Below are 18162 nucleotides of genomic sequence, written 5' to 3'. Positions count from 1 at the left end.
TTGGGATGTGGGAGCATATTGATCAGGGGCTAGTTGGCTTGACGGAAATAGACAGCCTGTCCCTGATTATCTTTGCCATTGCCGGTGACAACAGCTGGTGATTCGCTGGTGTAGTGGCCGCGTGCGAAGCTTGTGTCATTACAATAGACATACCAGCTGCCAAACGGCAGCGTATCACTTTGATACGCGCCGCCTTCATGACGCCAGATGCCCTCGCAATGCCGCTGGTCATCATCAAGGATCATGGTGCCTTCGCCAGATGGCTGATCAAAGCGCATCTTGCCGGTACCGCGCACCGATTGCCAATTGGTAACGATATCAATTCCGTCAATCGGTGCCGGGGTGGTAGTGCCTTCGGGCTGTAGCGCTGTCGTATCTTCGGCCGGTCCGACCACAGCGGCAGAAATCGCGGAATTTTCAGGCAGTTCAATTGTCAGACGGCCAAAGAACCCGGCGGCAAACTCCTGCGCATCAATCATCGGCAGGCCGTTAAGCGGCGCACTGTTGCCATTTGCGGCTTGCACCTGTGTGGGCGTGCAGTAATAGCCAAGCAGGCGACTGCCGCGTTGCGCCGGTGTTTGCGGATCCCACTGCCCGACAAATGAAACGCATTGCGATCCATCACGGGTGAAAGGGGACAGGGCGATATTGCCGTATCGGGTATCCTGCACAAAGTTCGCACCATTGAGGCTGCTCCGCCCTTTAAGTGCATCAAACATGTCCAGCAACTGTTCGGATGCCATGGCGGTGCTGAACCGAAAACCGGGGGCGGAGGTCGTATAAACGGTTTCCAGATAAAGGTCGCTCGCTGTCGCAGGCGATTCCGAGACCGAGCGTGGCGCATACCAGCGTCCGACAAACACTGTGCTGTTGTCGCGATATTGACGCAGGAAGCTGTTCTGGCCCTCGGTATTCGCGGCAAACAGAACCGGGCTCTGGTCTTGCGGGATCTGTTCAAACCCGCCGGTTTGCTGTGCAAGGCTCTTCTCTGGGGCTGCTGCCACCAGAAGGCTTGCAAACATGCTGCCGATCAAAGCCGCCCGATACTTCACATTGCGTCCTTTCAGGTTGTTTTCAGGCGCATTTTTGCGTTGCGCTACTCTTATGTTTACCTTTGTGCCTTTAGATTGGCTAGGGGGCAGTAACCTGTACCATGTGAGACAGTTCGCTTTTACCTTGATTTTTGGGTGTAAACGGGCTCATTGGGGAGGTTGGCCTTGGGGACAAAGTCAATAAGCCTGAAGATACGGAGCAAATAACCATGACGGTGCAACAGACCGGCGCGAACGGGGACAGCGCGGGCCAGCAGACGGCAACAGACAAACAGCCGCCGTCCAATCGCGCCCATGTAATCGTGATCGGCAATGAAAAGGGTGGATCAGGCAAATCGACAACGGCGATGCATCTGATCGTTTCCCTGATGAAGATGGGGTTCAAGGTCGGATCACTTGATATCGATGCCCGTCAGGGGACACTTACCCGCTATGTTGAAAACCGGACTGCCTTTAATGAAAAAAAGGGTCTTTCGCTTCCGGTCCCAGAACATCGCCCGATCTATCGCAGTGAATTGTCCGATGGCAATGAAGCCAAGCTGGACGAGCGCGAACGCTTTACGACTGCTCTTGGTGAAATGGTGGTTAGTTGCAATTTCATCGTGATGGATTGCCCCGGCAGTGACAATTACCTTTCGCGGTTGGCGCATGCCTGTGCTGATACGTTGATCACGCCGATCAATGACAGCTTCATCGATCTAGATATGCTGGCCCGGATTGATCCGGATAGTCTTGATATCAAGGGACCAAGCATCTATGCCGAAATGGTCTGGGATGCGCGCAAGCGTCGTGCAGCCATTGATGGCGGCAAGATTGACTGGATTGTCATGCGCAACCGTCTTTCGCATCTTGATGCACGCAACAAGCGCGACATTGCGGAAATCGTTGAAAAGCTGGCTGAGCGTATCCGGTTCCGTCAGGCGCCGGGCTTTGGCGAACGCGTTATTTACCGCGAGTTGTTCCTCAAAGGATTAACCTTGCTTGATCTGCGTGAAAAGGGCGTGGGTATCCCGATGAGCATGTCGCATATGGCTGCGCGTCAGGAAGTCAGATCGCTTCTGGAAGTGATCGGTTTCAAACCGGCAGACGGCGAGGAGTTGCCGATCTAGCGTCATCCGGCCTATATCTTGTGGGACATGAAATTGTCCAACCGGAACAGGAAGCAGGCAGGTCACTTTGACACGCAAAGACATCATTCCAGAGACATCCGGCGCCGAAGAAGTTGCAGACTTCATTGGCAAGGCGCGCGAACTTTCCGTTCGTGCACCGTCATCCGGGCCTGCGCAAGGCCGATTGATCTTTGCAATGGATGCAACCGCCAGCCGCCAGCCCAGTTGGGACCGTGCTGCTGAAATCCAGGCTGAAATGTTTGACTCAGTCGATGGTGTCGGTGCCCTTGATGTGCAGCTTGTGTTTTTTCGCGGGCTGTCGGAATGCAAATCTAGCGGCTGGTGCAGAAACGCCAAATCATTTCGTGACTATATCACCAAGGTGACCTGTCGCGCCGGGCATACGCAGATCGAACGGGTTCTGGCGCATGTTGAACGTGAAGCGGGTGGCAAAAAAATCGATGCCTTGATTTATGTGGGCGACTGCATCGAAGAAAATCCTGATCATTTGGCCCCGATCGCAGGGAAATTGGCGCTCAAGGGGGTAAAGGCATTTATGTTTCAGGAAGGCCATGACAGGGACGCTGCGTTTGCCTTTGGTGAAATTGCCCGCATAACTGGCGGGGCGTTTATGCAGTTTGACGCGAGTGCGGCTGGCAAGCTTCGAGACTTGCTGGGGGCGGTGGCAAGTTATGCTGTCGGCGGGCAGTCGGGGCTTTCGATTTATCAGCAAAAGACCAAGTCCGATGACGTTCTAAGACTTGGTCACCAGTTGCGAAAGCCGCGTTGATGCAGTGGTTGTTGATCGGCATCGCAGCGTTTGTCGGGGTTGGCTTTTTCATCCGCTGGATGACTGAGGCCGAGCCCAAAGAAATCCGCAAAATTGTCTTATTTCTGATCATCTTGGTGTTGATCCTGCTTGCCGGTTGGTTGTTGCTCACCGGCAAGATTGCCGCGATGGGCGCCGCCTTGGCCGCCGCTGTTCCATTTTTGGTTCGGGTGATGAAGCTTGGGTTCCTGTGGCCGATTTTGCGCAGGATTTTCGCATCATCGCGCAAGCACGCCCAGCCGGGAAGTTTTGGCAACAATACGGCCGGGGCGGGATCAAGTTCGGAAATTCGAACCGAATTTCTGCATATGGTGCTTGATCTTGAAACCGGACAAATGCGGGGTGGTGTTGTCAGTGGACCCTATGCGGGGGCCGATCTCGACAGCTTGGGACTTGACGACCTGCAGTCGCTTTATGTTGACTGTTGCAGTGCAACCGATCAAAGCCGGGCTGTTCTGGAAGCCTATCTTGACCGTCGTCCGGATTGTGCCGGATGGCAGGGCTGGCGCCAGAAAGATCACGGCGAAAATGGTGCGCATGACGGAGGAAACGACCGCGATAACAATGAGCAAAGCCGAAATGGCGAAAGGAGTTCAAGCGCATCTGGCATGACGGCCGACGAAGCTCGCAAAATTCTTGGCGTGGGACAGGAAGCAACCCGCGAAGAGATCAATCGGGCTTATAAAAAACAGATCAAGGCAGTTCACCCGGACCACGGTGGATCAGACTATCTGGCGTCAAAGATCAATGCCGCGCGAAGCCTTTTGTTACGGCTATGTAAAGATTAGCGTTAATAATACGTGCGCTTGCTTGATCCGTGTTCTGGAAATGTGGCAGAAGCATATATGCAGGCAATTCTGATACGGAATGGCACGCTGCGGTTGAAAAAGGAAAGTATTGAATGTCAAAAAGAATCAAGAAGGCAGTTTTTCCGGTCGCAGGTATGGGAACCCGCTTTTTGCCGGCCACCAAGGCCATGCCAAAAGAAATGCTGCCGGTCGTTGATAAGCCGCTTATTCAATACGCCGTCGAAGAAGCCATTGCTGCAGGCATCGAAGAATTCATTTTTGTCACCGGTCGCGGAAAAACCGCGATTGAGGACCATTTTGACCGCTCCGCTGAACTTGAAGCCATCCTGACCGAGCGCGGCAAGGAAGACGCGCTGTCCAAGGCGCTTGAAATGATCCCGGAACATGGTCGTGTGACCTATACCCGTCAGGGTAACCCGCTGGGCCTTGGTCATGCGGTTCTCTGTGCTAAATCCCTGGTTGGTGACGAGCCGTTTGTCGTGCTGCTGGCTGATGACCTTATCCAGTCCAAAGTCCCCTGCATGAAGCAGATGGTTGATAGTTACGGCCGCACGGGTGGCAATATGGTCGCCGTGATGGATGTCCCGCGCGAGGAAGTTCACCGTTATGGTGTTCTTGAGATCGAAGGCACTAATGGCCGCCTTGTCAGCGCCTGCGGCATGGTTGAAAAACCCAAACCCGAAGAAGCCCCGTCGACCCTCTCTGCCATTGGTCGCTACATCCTTGATCCGGGCATCTTCGAGGTGCTTGAAAACATTCCGCGCGGCGCAGGTAATGAAATCCAGCTGACGGATGCGCTGGCCGCAATGATCGGGCATGTACCGTTCTATGGTTACAATTTCGAAGGACGTCGCTTTGATTGCGGTAACAAGATCGGCTTCCTGAAAGCCACCATGTCATTTGCACTTGCCCGTGAAGATATGCGTGACGATGTCCGCAAGCTTATTCACGAGTTCGCCGAAGGCGAAGCAGCGCAATAACCACTTATGTCAACAATAACCGACCGGAATGGCCAATGATCTGTTGCGGTCGGAATTTACTTACCAGGATTGAACCTCCATGCGCGTAGCTATGATCGGGACCGGATATGTTGGGCTTGTTTCCGGTGCCTGCTTTTCCGAGTTCGGGACGGACGTTGTTTGTGTCGACAAGGATGTAGAAAAAATCGCCCGTCTTGAAGACGGTATCATGCCAATCTACGAGCCTGGGCTGGATGTTCTGGTCGAAAATAATGTCAAGGCAGGTCGTCTGACCTTTACCACCAGCCTCAAGGAAGGGGTTAAGGATGCCGATGCAGTCTTTATTGCCGTTGGCACGCCAACGCGTCGCGGCGATGGCCATGCCGATCTAAGTTACGTTTACGCCGCGGCCGAGGAAATCGCCGAAGCCATGGACGGCTTCACCGTTATTGTGACCAAATCGACCGTTCCAGTCGGTACGGGGCGCGAGGTAGAGCGTATTATCCGCGAAAAACGCCCGGATGCGGAATTTGCCGTGGTGTCTAACCCGGAATTCCTGCGCGAAGGGTCGGCAATTGGCGATTTCATGCGCCCGGACCGGGTTGTGATCGGTACCAGCGACGAACGTGCCCGCGAGGTGATGTCGGACCTGTATCGTCCGCTCTATCTGATCGAAACGCCGATTGTATTCACCACGCGTGAAACATCGGAAATGATCAAATATGCGGCCAACACTTTCCTTGCCGCCAAAATCACCTTCATCAACGAAATCGCCGATCTGTGTGAGAAGGTCGGGGCGGACGTGCATGACGTTGCGCGCGGCATTGGCCTTGACGGCCGCATTGGCAAGAAATTCCTGCATCCCGGCCCGGGTTATGGTGGGTCCTGCTTCCCGAAAGATACCTTGGCACTTGTGCGCACCGCACAGGAATATGACAGCCCGCTGCGCATCATCGAGACGGTTGTCGATGTTAACGCCAAGCGCAAAAAAGCGATGGCAGATCGCGTGATTTCAGCCTGTGGCGGTTCTGTCGCAGGCAAGACTATCGGTATTCTGGGGCTTGCCTTTAAGCCCAACACCGATGACATGCGCGATGCACCAAGCCTTGATATTGTGCCTGCCCTGATCGCGGCTGGGGCAAGTGTAAAGGGCTATGACCCCGAAGCCATGGGAGAAGCCAAGAAGCTTCTGGATGGCATTTCGTATTGCGAGAACGCCTATGATACGATCGAGGGTGCGGATGCGATGGTTGTCCTGACCGAGTGGAACGAATTCCGCGGTATGGACCTGGATCGCATCAAGGATGCGCTCAAACACCCGATCGTCGTTGATCTGCGTAACGTTTATGACCCGAGCGAAATGGCTGAACACGGTTTCAGCTACTCATGTGTCGGGCGTGCATCTATCGGAGGCTAATCCAAATCATGACGAATTCTGCCGGACATCAATTTGATAGCTCTGTGTTGCGCGAATATGACGTGCGCGGTGTTGTTGGTGAAACCCTGCACCCCACTGATGCCAATGCGCTCGGCAAGGCATTTGGCACCATGGTGCGCAGATCCGGTGGGAAACGCGTCGCGCTGGGCCGTGATGGTCGCCTTAGTTCGCCAGATCTGGCTGCTGCACTGGCCGAGGGTATCCTTTCGACGGGCTGTGACGTGGTGCGCATTGGTCGCGGGCCGACCCCGATGCTGTATTTCACGGTCTATGATGAAAAGACAGATGCAGGCATCATGGTCACAGGGTCACACAACCCGTCGAACTATAACGGCTTTAAAATGCTCAATGCGGGCAAGTCCGTGTTTGGCGATGCCATCCAGGAACTGGGCAAAATTGCCGCTGCCGGCGATTTTGAAACCGGGCAGGGCACGGCAAGTGATATCGACATCGAAGATCGCTTTGTTGAACGCCTTTTGGCAGAGCTTGATTGCGATGTGCCCAAGCCGATGACGATTGTCTGGGACTGCGGAAACGGGGCGGCCGGCGATGTTGTGCGCAAACTGACGGTGAAACTGCCCGGCACGCACCATCTGCTGTTTGATGACATTGATGGCAACTTCCCGAACCACCACCCTGATCCGACGGTCGAAGCCAACCTTGTCGACCTTAAAGCTGCTGTCGCCAAGCACAACGCCGATTGGGGTGTTGCCTTTGACGGGGACGGCGACCGGATTGGCGTGATTGATGGCAATGGTAATGTCCTTTGGGGCGATCAGCTGCTTCAGATCTATGCGGCGGACGTTCTGCAACGCAAACCGGGTGCTGCGATCATTGCTGATGTGAAAGCCAGCCAAACCCTGTTTGATGAGGTCAACCGGATCGGCGGCAAGGCCATCATGTGGAAGACGGGTCATTCCCTGATCAAGACCAAAATGATCGAGGAAAAGGCACCGATAGCCGGTGAAATGAGCGGCCATATCTTCTTTGCCGAACGTTACTACGGCTATGACGATGCAACCTACGCTGCTGTGCGCCTTTATCGCATTCTGGTTCAAAGCGGCAAAAGCCTGGCCGAATGGCGCGACGCCATGCCAGTTGCTGTCAATACGCCAGAAACCCGGATCGACTGCCCGGATGACCGGAAATTCGCGCTGATCGAGGAAGTTCGCGCCCGATTGGCAGAGGCCGGTGCGGAAGTGAGCGGCATTGATGGCGTGCGTGTCAGCACCACAGACGGCTGGTGGCTTCTTCGCGCATCAAACACCCAACCCGCCATTGTGGCACGCTGTGAGGCCGCCGATGACGCCGGACTAGAGCGGCTCAAGGGGCAGGTGACCGATCAGCTGGTTAAAAGCGGCCTGTCCTCGGATGATTTCTTTGCACCAGGCGGTGGGCACTAAGCCACCGGTGAGACAATTACCAGAACTTCAAAAGCCCGTCAGATCGCTCTGACGGGCTTTTGTATGCTTTGTTTTTTGGCTGGTCTTAGCCAGCGTCACCGGCATTGACCGGGATGCAGGCCAGGTTCTCGCGCTTGAGGGCAGCGCAGGCGGCGCGCGCCTCGTTCTCGCCGTCAAAGCCAAGCAGACGGGCGCGATAAACAATGCCGGTGCCGCTGGATTGCTGTTCGACCGCGGCACGGGTCAGGCGCAAGACATCAGGGGCAGTGCGGGCAGCAGCAAGAACAGCTTCTTGTGCGCGGCGCTGGTCACTAAAGGCGCCAACCTGAATGCCCCATCCTGCACCGGTTTCCGGCTTCAGACGGGTTACAACGGTTTGTGTGTCAATGCGGCCCGGCTGTTCTGCTTCGCGAAGCGTGCTGCGCTTGGCAATCAGCAACTGGGCATCCGCGGGCAGGATCTTGTCTTCCGGGCTGATACGCGGGCGCGGGACAACAATCTCGCCGTTCTTGGTCAGCTTGATATAGGCTTGGTCAAGAAGCTTCTTCATCTGGGCGTCACGGGTGCGCGCTGTGCGACCACCAAACACCACCCCGATCAGGCGTTTTCCGTTGCGATTAACAGATGCAACAAGGTTAAAGCCAGACGCGTTGATATAGCCGGTCTTGATCCCGTCAGTACCGTAATAGGACGCCAGAAGATTGTTGTGGTTGCCATATGTCCGATTGCCAAACCGGAATTTTTGGGTGGCAAAATAATGATAGTAGCTGCCGTAGTTTTTACGCAGCGCCACAGCCAGTTTGATCATATCACGTGCGGTGGTCATCTGGCCGCGGTTTGGCAGGCCAGATGCGTTGCGGAATGTCGTGCGCGACATGCCAAGGCGGCGCGCTTCTGAGGTCATCATCTGGGCAAACTTGATTTCCGTACCGCCAAGATGTTCGGCAACGACTACTGCGATGTCGTTGGCGGATTTGGTAACAAGCGCAAGAATCGCGTCCTTGACCGAAATGGTTTCACCGGGTTGAAGCCCAAGCTTGGACGGGGCCTGCCCCCAGGCGCGTTTGGAAACCTTCATGCGAGTCGAAAGCGAAACCTTCCCGCGTTCCAGTGCGTCAAACACCATATAAAGGGTCATTATTTTGGTCAGAGACGCTGGATAAACCTTGTGGTCTGGCCGGTACTCGTGGAGCGTTTCACCGGTGTCGCCATCGATGATCATTGCCGTATAGGTCCGCGCCTGTGAAGCAGACGGAGACAAAACGGTAAACGTGATGGCAACGGCCAAACACAAAAGCAAAGGAACAACACTGCGTACGCAAAGTATGCGTGCCACAGACTGAGCTTTGGCCATTGCATTTGGCCCGGCAAGGGTCATTAAACGCATTATATCGGGCTCGGCTTTCAGGTTTCCCCAAGAACTAAATAAGCTCAATGTCGCATCCGAGCCTTAAACAAATGTTTAAGGCGATCAAATTTCGGCAGTTATCAGCAAGGCCTTGAGATGGCCATTTTTGTGCGCCAAACTACTGTTTATACCGTCAGATCAGGAAAAAATCGAGGATCGAATGTCTGAAAGCAGGGTTCCAGTTCACACCGATACACGTAAAACCTATGTCCGGTTAGCGCGCGCAGTAGGGGTGGTGGCCCTTGTGGCTGGTCTTGCGGGATGTACCTTTACCCAGACCAGCGACGTTAGCAATCCACTGGTGCGCAAGGCATCATGGTTCTCGTATCTGAATGCCGATGACCTGCGTCAGTCCTGCGCCGCAGGGGATGCGGAAGGTCAGATTCGCATCATCTATAATGCCGAATACTACAGGGAAGTCCGTGTATTCGAGCTAACCCCGTATCCAGGTTTCGAGGAGTTCAATCTGACATCCCGTGTCTTTGGACCGCTCGAAGTCAAAAACATTAATGTGGAGCTCAATGCGCCGCTCGGGGCTTTTGGTGGTGAAGAGGCGGTTGATCGCATTGACCGGGAGTCTTATCTGGCGATTACCGACGCATTGCAAGCGGAAGGCTTCGGGACGCAGAGCCGGGATGGTCTTCGTCTTTATTCTGATGACTATTACTGGGTTGCGATTGGGTGCTCATCTGGTGGTGTGACACTCGGCGCATGGGCATCGGGCGTCGACGATCTGCGTTCACTTGAATTCCCCGAGGTGCTGGCAAACCTGTCCTCGATCGAGCGTGAGTTGCCAGAACCGCCAGCAGCTGAGAATGCACGATCGCAAGGGGCCGCCAAGTTGCACTATGTGCAGAATGACGACTCCCGTGATTTCTATCGTACCGTTCGCGGAAACATGCTGCGCTAACCAACGCGCCGACCTTTGACAAGGCGACAGCAGTCGGTCTTGATTGCTGTCGCCCACGGGAAATTTTGCTGCAATGCGACAAAGTTGCTTGTTAATGCATTGATCAGATTGTTTTTTGTTTGTCTATCGCGGAAACCTTATGTTTTCTGCCGCCGAAAATGGAGAAATCATACCAGAAGTGTCACTAAACTGTGCTTGACGGGGCCGGGCATTTCCATCTAGGGTTATGTTGCATTGCAACATTGATCCGGGCCTTGTCCCGGCGATCAGGAGGTCGAGTCAATGGCTGTTTCCAAGAAGAAAGTGTCAAGGAAATCGGCAAAGAAACCGGTTTCCAGGTCTTCGTCCAAATCTGCTCCTACACCTTCGGTATCGGAATCAACGCCCGCCAAGCGCAGGGTCATGACGTCTTCGGAAATCGAGGCCGCCGCACAGAAAGCGTCTGCAGAAGACGTCACGGCCGAGCTTTCAAAGACCGCACAGGCTGAAACTGAAAAGTCGGTCACCAAGACTGAGTCGACCGTGAGTAAAACAAGTAGTGCGCCTTCCACGGTTGCCGACGAAGCGCGCACGTCTAAAACGGCATCGACTGAGGCGCCTGTTGTGCAGGCTGAGACCAAAAATGATGGTCAGTCAGACAATCAGACAGGCCAGACGTCGGCCACGAACCCAGAGTCGGTTTCCAAAATACAGGCGTCATCACCGGCACCCAACCAGACCAGTCCGGCAAATCCGACCCAAAAGTCTCCTGTTGCAAAATCCGGGGCCGCGCGACCGGCGTCCGCTGCAAAGCCAGCAACGACCAAATCGACAGCGCCCTCAACCTCCACCAAAAACGAAAAGGCCAATACCGTGAGCACGAAAAGTAAAACCGCGGCAACCAGCAAGTCGGCCGCATCTTCCGCCCTGAAAAAGACCACAGCCGCAAAGGCGCCTGCTAAGAAGGCTGCCCCGAAAAAGGCTGCTGCTGTATCGGCAAGCGCGGCATCGAAATCTGCTGCGGCACCAACAACTACGGCTACGCCGGCACCGGCAAAACCCGAAGCCAAAACAGCAGCGTCTCAGCCTGCAGCGCCAGAAAAATCCGCTTCTGCGCCGACCCAGCCGAAACCTGCTACTGCGAAAACGGCCGAGACAAAACCAGCAGCAGAGACCAAGCAGTCTGATGTATTCGGTTTTGGCGCATTGTTTATGGATGGAACGGCCATGGAACCATATTTTGAGCTTTGGAAAACCCCGGAGGTCGAAGCAATGGTAACCGCCGGGAATGAGGCGTTTGAAGAAAGCGTCGCCGCTGCCAATGAAGCTTTTGGCAAAATCTTTGAGACCATGACTGGTCAGGCAGATGTGTTCTCTGGCGCGGGATCGCGTGTTGCCGCTCAGTATGAGGAACTCCTTGATACTCAGAAGAAAAGCTTCGAGGAAGTCTGGCAGTCGACGATGGCAATGTTTGAGAAGACCGGCGGCATCGGAACCGAGCTTTCAAGCTGGATGCAAAAGGAATTCGAGGCATCACAGGATGATCTTGATGAATTGACCAAGGTCGAGAGTCTTGCTGACTTGCAGGAGCTGCATACCCGGATCATCAATCGTTGCTATGCCAACAGTATGGCCGAAGGCGAAAAAATGCAGGAACTGATGTTCAGTGCTATTTCCGATGGATTGAATGCGATCAGCAAGGCGACAAATGTCACCACAAAATGATGCAGCGGGTGATATGGATCACCCATAGCGTTTGGAATACCGGGCGGGCATGGCATTCAGTCATGTCCGCTTTTTCGTTTCCTTTTCCGGCCTTGTCACAAATTTTGTGCGACCGGGGCGAAATCACAAGGAAGTTTGCTGGCTGATCTTGCAGTGCGTTATTCGCGGCCTAAATGAATCGAAGATGGACAACAACCGAAACACGGATGCACAATAAATTCGTAGTGATCACCGCCTAGCGGACTTTGAAAGAGTTTGGCAATGACCTATCATGGAGTTCATGCAGGAAATAAGGGTTCCGGTAAGTAGACGATGACTGAACAGGATAATGACGGCACTGATCTGCCGAACACGGGGATCGTAACAAAGACACGGCCCAAGACGAAAAAGCCGTCCATGTACAAGGTGCTGTTGCTGAATGACGACTACACACCCATGGAGTTCGTCGTTCACGTACTGGAACGGTTTTTTGAAAAGGGACGTGAAGAAGCCACCGAAATCATGCTTCAGGTTCACCGCAAGGGTGTTGGGGTATGTGGTGTCTTTACCTACGAAATCGCAGAAACCAAAGTTAATCAGGTCATGGACCTGGCCCGCCAGAATCAGCATCCGCTGCAGTGTACCTTAGAGAAGGAGTGACATATGCTATCGCGCAATCTTGAGGAAAGCCTGCACCGTGCGCTCGCATATGCGTCGGAGCGCAGGCATGAATATGCCACTCTTGAACATCTTCTGCTGTCTCTGACAGAGGATCAGGATGCCTTGGCTGTGCTGAAGGCCTGTCGGGTCGATATTGATCGGCTGCGGTCTGATCTGCTGGAATTCGCCGATAGCGAGCTTTCGGGCCTTATCAGCGCGCGGTTGGTAGATCCGAAGCCGACCGCCGGTTTCCAGCGCGTTATCCAGCGCGCAGCCATCCACGTGCAATCATCAGGACGGGAAGAGGTCACAGGCGCAAATGTTCTGGTTGCCCTGTTCTCAGAGCGGGAGTCGCATGCTGTTTACTATCTGCAGCTGCAGGATATGACGCGTCTGGATGCGGTGAATTACATTTCACATGGAATTGCAAAGGCATCTGAACTTAATGAGCGTCGCATTCCGCGCGGTGCCGACGAAGAGCCCGTAGCGGGTATGTCGACCGAAGGCGAGGAAAGCGGCCCGGCAGAGGGTGAAGCACTCAAGGCTTATTGTGTGAACCTCAATGTCAAGGCGCAGAGCGGCAAGATCGACCCGCTGATCGGCCGTCAAAGTGAAATTGACCGCACCATTCAGGTGTTGTGCCGCCGCACCAAGAACAACCCGCTTTATGTCGGTGACCCGGGTGTTGGCAAAACCGCCATTGCCGAAGGTTTGGCGCGTCGCATCAATGATGGTGATGTGCCAGAGGTTCTTGAAAACGCCACAATCTTTGCGCTCGACATGGGTGCACTTCTGGCAGGTACGCGCTATCGCGGGGATTTCGAGGAGCGCCTGAAGGCCGTGGTCAAGGAGCTCGAAGAGTACGAAGGTGCTGTCCTGTTCATTGACGAGATCCACACCGTGATTGGCGCAGGCGCGACGTCGGGTGGGGCAATGGATGCTTCAAACCTGCTCAAGCCGGCTTTGGCGAGCGGATCACTTCGTTGCATCGGTTCGACGACTTACAAGGAATTCCGTGGTCATTTTGAAAAGGACCGCGCCCTTGTCCGCCGTTTCCAGAAAATCGATGTCGAGGAACCATCCGAAGCTGACACCGTCAAAATCCTCAAGGGGCTCAAGCCCTATTATGAGGAGCACCATCAGGTCAAATACACCAACGAAGCACTGCGCTCTGCTGTTGAGTTGGCGTCGCGTTACATCAGTGACCGCAAGCGGCCTGACAGTGCGATTGATGTGATTGATGAAGTCGGTGCATCGCGCATGCTGGTTGCGCCAAGCAAGCGCAAGCGCACAGTCGGCAAACGCGATGTCGAGGAAATCGTCGCCAAGATTGCCCGCATCCCGCCAAAATCGGTTTCGACCGACGACCGCAAGGCCTTGGCCAATCTTGAGCGCGACCTCAAGACGGTCGTGTTTGGCCAGGATGGCGCGATCGAGGCACTTTCAAGTGCGATCAAACTTGCCCGCGCAGGTTTGCGTGAACCTGAAAAGCCAATTGGCAGCTATCTGTTCTCTGGTCCGACTGGTGTTGGTAAGACCGAGGTGACAAAACAGCTGGCAACTGTCATGGGCATCGAGTTCATCCGCTTTGATATGTCCGAGTATATGGAGCGCCACAGCGTTTCACGCCTGATCGGTGCGCCTCCCGGATATGTTGGCTTTGATCAGGGTGGGCTGCTGACCGATGCTGTTGACCAGCATCCGCATGCGGTTGTGCTGCTTGATGAAATTGAAAAGGCCCATCCGGACCTGTTCAATATTCTTCTTCAGGTCATGGATCACGGCAAACTGACCGATAACAACGGCAAGACGGTCGATTTCCGCAATGTCGTGCTGGTCATGACGACCAATGCCGGGGCATCGGATATGGCCAAGCCGCCAGTTGGTTTCAAACGTGAAATGCGCACTGGTGAAGATGAAGAGGCCATCAAGCGCACCTTCTCGCCGGAGTTCCGCAACCGTCTGGATGCAGTCATTCCGTTTGCCAACCTGAAGCCGGAAGTTGTCAAGATGGTTGTCGACAAATTCATCTTGCAGCTTGAAGCTCAGTTGGCGGATCGCAACGTTTCGATCGAGCTGACCGAAGCAGCGCGCAGCTGGATGGCCGAGCGCGGCTACGATGCTGCCTTCGGGGCGCGTCCTTTGGGGCGGGTTATCCAGGAGCACGTCAAAAAGCCGCTCGCAGAAGAGTTGCTGTTTGGCAAGCTGTCCAAGGGCGGTGCTGTTCTGGTCGATATCGAAGACGATGCTGTTATCTTCCGTTATCCAGAAGACGAGAACGGCGAGAAACAACAGAAAAAAGATCCGGAGATGGCAGGTTAAGGCTTACCTTTCCCGGTTCTCAGGTTGTTGTTAATGATTGGCAGTATAGATTGGTGCCCGGGAAGACCCTTCCCGGGCACCTTCATTTCAAGAATGCCAGAATATTATGAGCCAAGCTGCACAACGAAAATACAGAAACGAAGTCGAGGAGTTCCTCTCCCGGCTTGAATTGCGTGCGCGCAAACTGATCGCTTTGGCTGATGAATTGGAAAAGCATGCCGGTAAGTCGGATGTTACCGGTTATCGCCCGTTTCGTGAGGAGGTTGATAATTTCAAGGCGCTTTCTCTGGTAATCATGGAGCGGCTCAACAAGCTTGAAAGCCACCCAAAGAAAGAAGAACTCGAAGAGCAGTTCCACAAACTGCAGGTTCTGATGCTTCGGATTGTGATTAAAACCAGCTTGAAGTTCTTCTTTATCATGAGTGCCAAGGAAAACCTGCCTCTTGGTGCGCGCGAGATGTTCCAAAGCGAATTGCGTACGCTTTACGAAGCAGAGCGTATGATTTCTGATCCACGGTATATCAGTCAGCTGGACGCCTCTGCCAAGGAAGACCTGGATACAGCAAAATCGATCCTCGAAGAGATTATCGAAAAAGCGCCAGCTCTTCTCAACTTCAGCGGGCGAAAAAAGAAGAAACGCGCAAGGTAAGTGTGCTTTCTCACGAATTGAAATAACGCCTTTTTCTAAAGTACTAGCAGGTTTTCGCAAAATGCAAAGATTGGTTTTCGCATTTTGCAATCTTTGCATTTTGAAATGCAAAGATTGTGCGCTATCCTGCTGCCACTGTTTGTAGGTGGGCGTGAATTTCTTAAAAAAGTCTCGGTTTTTCGGGGTTTTATAAAGTTGGCACGCTTCCTGCTTAGTTGTTCGTGGACAGTTGTTCTTTGCAGGGGCGCGTTTCGCGCCTGGAACAACGTAATCTTCTGCAGTTTGCTCGTGTCCCAACCAAACTCAGCGGCGGTGTTATACCGCCGCTTTTTTCTTGCCTGAATTCCCGACCTCCACTTCCCAGCAAATCCACGCCGAAATGTTGTTTCTGCGCGCACAATTCACATATGGAAAATGTGAAAGCTGATCTCTTGCGGCTCCATTTCACCTTGGTTTCTAAAAAAGGTTGTATTTGGAGTGCGTCCTTAGTATAACTTACTATACTAACAGGTAGTTTGCTGTTGCCAATGGCATAGACTGGGGAGTGAAACGAATGATATCCAAGAGTGGTGTGGCTTTGGCCGGGATGCTTGCAGCGATAACGTTCGCGCTGCCGCATGCCGCTTTTGCCAAGGCAGAGTTGCCGGGGGACCCCAATGCGCTCATTACGGATGAATTGATCCAGGACATTCGCGAATGGTTGGCTAATCCGGTTGTGTCACTTTCGATTACGTCGCAAAACAAGCTGCGCAAGGATATGACACAGGACCAGATTGATGCCGCAGACCAACAATGGCGTGCCGAACGCGAGGCTGAAGACCAGCCTCTGGTTGCGGCGATCCTGACCAATCCGCTTTCCAGCTATTTGACCCAAATACAAGCCCGCTCCGGCGGGTTGTTTGCCGAAATCTTCGTTATGGATTCGGTTGGCCTGAATGTTGGTCAAAGTTCTATTACCTCTGACTTCTGGCAGGGGGACGAGGCAAAGTTCCAGAACACATTCCCCAATGGTCCCGATGCCGTCTTTATCGACGAGGCGGAATATAACGAGGGCTCTGACTCATGGCGTACGCAGTTGAACATGACGATGAGCAATTCTGATCGCCAGCCCATTGGCGCTGTGACCGTTGAGGTCAATCTGAACGAGCTCGCGCGTCGCCGCGGTCTGTAGGGAGAAATACGATGAGATTTTTCAAGAACCTCTCTATCCCCGCCAAATTGGTCACATGCTTCACTGTTATGATCGCTGTGATCCTGATGGTCGCTGGCGCGGGTGTATTTGCTACCATGAAAGTCAACAGCGCGAATGAGCAGCGCGACTACCTTTCCGAATTTGAACGCGATTACCGCGACCTTGATCGCGCTTATTTGGTTGCGCGTCAGGAACTTATCTATTTTCTGACGACAGGTGATCGTGCCGGTCTTGCGGGCTACGAATCCTCGCTTGAGGAAATCGACAGTCAGACGGATGTTCTGAAGGCCTACGAAGTCATCAACCCGGAAGTTGCGGCTCTGATCGAAGACATGGACGCCGCAATTGACCGTTGGGAAGAAATCGCTGCCGAGCAGTCGGAATTGATGCGGCATTATCTGACGGTTAACCATGCCCGCGCGATCGAGGCATCCGGTGAACCGCGTGAAGTGGCCGACAAGATCACGATCATCGCTGGTGAACTTGCGAAAAGCATTGATCAGCTGGTCCTTGATGTTGAGGCCGAAGTCGCACAAGCAATGCGCATCTTCCAGATTACGCTGGGTGTCGGGGTGATCCTTCTGATCGCCATGGCCGTGCTGTTTGGCGGAACGCTTTCGCGCATGATTGCAACGCCGATCCGCAAAATGACCGAAGCCATGAGCAGCCTTGCCTCTGGCAACCTTGATATCGAAACGCTTGATATGAAGCGAACCGATGAAGTGGGTGCGATGGCCAAGTCACTTGAAGTGTTCCGCGAAAATGCCCGCGAACGTGCACGTATGGCTGAGCAGGAAAAAATCGAAGCCCAGCGTCAGGTTGAACGCAGTAAGAAAATGGGAACCCTCACCAAGGGCTTTGATGAAAAGATCCAGGATGTTCTGCAGGCAGTGAATGCAGCACTTGATGATGTCCGTTCGGCATCTGAAACGCTGACCTCACATGCTCAACGCGCCAACCAGGATGCTCAGGACGTTGCCGAACAGGCTCAGGAGTCCTCATCGAATATCGAAACCGTGGCGTCTGCAACCGCACAGTTGTCAGCCTCGATTTCGGAAATCTCGTCACAGATTGCACGTGTCACCGAGATTACCCAGATTGCCGTTGGCGAGACCGAACGCACAAACGAGCGTGTCGACAGACTCAATGACGCAGCACACAGCGTTGGCGAGGTTGTCAACCTGATCAGTGATATTGCTGATCAAACCAATCTCTTGGCTTTGAATGCGACCATTGAATCGGCCCGTGCCGGTGAAGCGGGCAAAGGCTTTGCCGTTGTGGCCGGTGAAGTTAAAAACCTGGCTTCGCAAACCGTGAAAGCAACCGAGCAGATCACGGCGAAAATTGCCGAGATGCAAAGTGAAACCGGTGCTGCTTCCGAGGCTGTGCGTGGCTTTGCCGACACCATCAATAAAATTGACGAACTGATGGCTGTCGTCGCCAGTGCAGTGGAAGAGCAGGGCGCTGCGACCGAAGAAATATCACGCAGCGTCGAAGGTGCGGCAAACGGTAACGTTGCGATCTCGAATGCTGTCAAAAGTGTTGCAACGGCCACCACAGAAAGTGGTGATCTATCCAACGGCCAGCTTGACAGTGTTGGTCGACTGGCGGCCGCGAACGACGAATTGCGCAGTCACGTCAATGGCTTCCTTGATGACGTCAGGGCCGTTTGACATTCTGCATGTGTCATTGAAGAGGGCGCGGGGATTTCCCCGCGCTTTTTTTTATGCGGGCTGTGT

The 18162-nt window shown here is 53.9% G+C and carries 16 protein-coding genes; 13 read left to right on the top strand and 3 right to left on the bottom strand.

Annotated features, from left to right (window positions below; translation table 11 throughout):
• Nucleotides 1-29: 29 nt before the first annotated feature.
• On the bottom strand, nucleotides 30-1022 hold the full coding sequence (locus tag AUQ43_RS16645) for a hypothetical protein (RefSeq protein ID WP_232310720.1): 993 nt from the start codon (nucleotides 1020-1022) through the stop codon (nucleotides 30-32).
• 239 nt (nucleotides 1023-1261) lie between these two features.
• Between AUQ43_RS16645 and AUQ43_RS16640 the strand changes: the two genes are divergently transcribed.
• From AUQ43_RS16640 to pgmG, 6 genes are all read left to right on the top strand, one after another.
• On the top strand, nucleotides 1262-2161 hold the full coding sequence (locus tag AUQ43_RS16640) for a division plane positioning ATPase MipZ (RefSeq protein WP_062957591.1): 900 nt from the start codon (nucleotides 1262-1264) through the stop codon (nucleotides 2159-2161).
• 67 nt (nucleotides 2162-2228) lie between these two features.
• Nucleotides 2229-2951 (top strand): hypothetical protein, encoded by a 723-nt coding sequence (locus AUQ43_RS16635; RefSeq protein ID WP_062957442.1) that lies wholly within the window; start codon nucleotides 2229-2231, stop codon nucleotides 2949-2951.
• A complete protein-coding gene (locus AUQ43_RS16630; RefSeq protein WP_062957441.1) occupies nucleotides 2951-3778 on the top strand; it encodes a DnaJ domain-containing protein in 828 nt (275 codons plus the stop codon). Before AUQ43_RS16635 ends, AUQ43_RS16630 begins: the two co-directional genes overlap by 1 nt.
• 113 nt (nucleotides 3779-3891) lie before the next feature.
• On the top strand, nucleotides 3892-4779 hold the full coding sequence (gene galU, locus AUQ43_RS16625) for a UTP--glucose-1-phosphate uridylyltransferase GalU (RefSeq protein WP_062957440.1): 888 nt from the start codon (nucleotides 3892-3894) through the stop codon (nucleotides 4777-4779).
• A gap of 79 nt (nucleotides 4780-4858) precedes the next feature.
• Nucleotides 4859-6175 carry a UDP-glucose/GDP-mannose dehydrogenase family protein gene (locus AUQ43_RS16620; RefSeq protein ID WP_062957439.1) on the top strand — a complete coding sequence of 439 codons (1317 nt, stop codon included), beginning with the start codon at nucleotides 4859-4861 and terminating at the stop codon, nucleotides 6173-6175.
• 8 nt (nucleotides 6176-6183) lie between these two features.
• The gene (gene pgmG / locus AUQ43_RS16615; protein WP_062957438.1) at nucleotides 6184-7599 is read left to right on the top strand and encodes a phosphoglucomutase/phosphomannomutase PgmG; all 1416 of its coding nucleotides are present in this window, start codon (nucleotides 6184-6186) and stop codon (nucleotides 7597-7599) included.
• An 85-nt stretch (nucleotides 7600-7684) separates the two neighbouring features.
• Here pgmG and AUQ43_RS16610 read toward each other — a convergent pair whose 3' ends face one another.
• Nucleotides 7685-8986 (bottom strand): D-alanyl-D-alanine carboxypeptidase, encoded by a 1302-nt coding sequence (locus tag AUQ43_RS16610; RefSeq protein WP_232310719.1) that lies wholly within the window; start codon nucleotides 8984-8986, stop codon nucleotides 7685-7687.
• A gap of 181 nt (nucleotides 8987-9167) precedes the next feature.
• On the opposite strand from AUQ43_RS16610, the gene AUQ43_RS16605 reads away from it, so the two are divergent.
• Nucleotides 9168-9917, top strand: coding sequence for a hypothetical protein (locus AUQ43_RS16605; RefSeq protein WP_062957437.1), 750 nt, complete (start codon nucleotides 9168-9170; stop codon nucleotides 9915-9917).
• 266 nt (nucleotides 9918-10183) lie between these two features.
• On the opposite strand, the gene AUQ43_RS20370 is transcribed toward AUQ43_RS16605, so the two are convergent.
• On the bottom strand, nucleotides 10184-10423 hold the full coding sequence (locus AUQ43_RS20370) for a hypothetical protein (RefSeq protein ID WP_147250471.1): 240 nt from the start codon (nucleotides 10421-10423) through the stop codon (nucleotides 10184-10186).
• A gap of 346 nt (nucleotides 10424-10769) precedes the next feature.
• On the opposite strand from AUQ43_RS20370, the gene AUQ43_RS20365 reads away from it, so the two are divergent.
• From AUQ43_RS20365 to AUQ43_RS16565, 6 genes are all read left to right on the top strand, one after another.
• Nucleotides 10770-11621 carry a phasin family protein gene (locus tag AUQ43_RS20365; protein ID WP_147250472.1) on the top strand — a complete coding sequence of 284 codons (852 nt, stop codon included), beginning with the start codon at nucleotides 10770-10772 and terminating at the stop codon, nucleotides 11619-11621.
• 312 nt (nucleotides 11622-11933) lie between these two features.
• Nucleotides 11934-12260 (top strand): ATP-dependent Clp protease adapter ClpS, encoded by a 327-nt coding sequence (gene clpS, locus AUQ43_RS16585; protein WP_008890601.1) that lies wholly within the window; start codon nucleotides 11934-11936, stop codon nucleotides 12258-12260.
• 3 nt (nucleotides 12261-12263) lie between these two features.
• Nucleotides 12264-14582, top strand: a complete 2319-nt coding sequence (gene clpA / locus AUQ43_RS16580; RefSeq protein ID WP_062957433.1) for an ATP-dependent Clp protease ATP-binding subunit ClpA — start codon at nucleotides 12264-12266, stop codon at nucleotides 14580-14582.
• 106 nt (nucleotides 14583-14688) lie between these two features.
• The gene (locus tag AUQ43_RS16575; protein ID WP_062957432.1) at nucleotides 14689-15231 is read left to right on the top strand and encodes a hypothetical protein; all 543 of its coding nucleotides are present in this window, start codon (nucleotides 14689-14691) and stop codon (nucleotides 15229-15231) included.
• A gap of 553 nt (nucleotides 15232-15784) precedes the next feature.
• Nucleotides 15785-16402, top strand: coding sequence for a hypothetical protein (locus AUQ43_RS16570; protein WP_062957431.1), 618 nt, complete (start codon nucleotides 15785-15787; stop codon nucleotides 16400-16402).
• Between the two features lie 11 nt (nucleotides 16403-16413).
• The gene (locus tag AUQ43_RS16565) at nucleotides 16414-18096 is read left to right on the top strand and encodes a methyl-accepting chemotaxis protein (RefSeq protein ID WP_062957430.1); all 1683 of its coding nucleotides are present in this window, start codon (nucleotides 16414-16416) and stop codon (nucleotides 18094-18096) included.
• Nucleotides 18097-18162 lie beyond the last annotated feature (66 nt).

Origin of the sequence: Thalassospira sp. MCCC 1A01148 (genome assembly GCF_001613795.1) — a bacterium.
In the GTDB taxonomy this organism is placed as follows: Bacteria; Pseudomonadota; Alphaproteobacteria; order Rhodospirillales; family Thalassospiraceae; genus Thalassospira.
The sequence above is the reverse complement of the archived record's forward strand: the minus strand, read 5'-3'. Positions and strand labels throughout refer to the sequence as shown.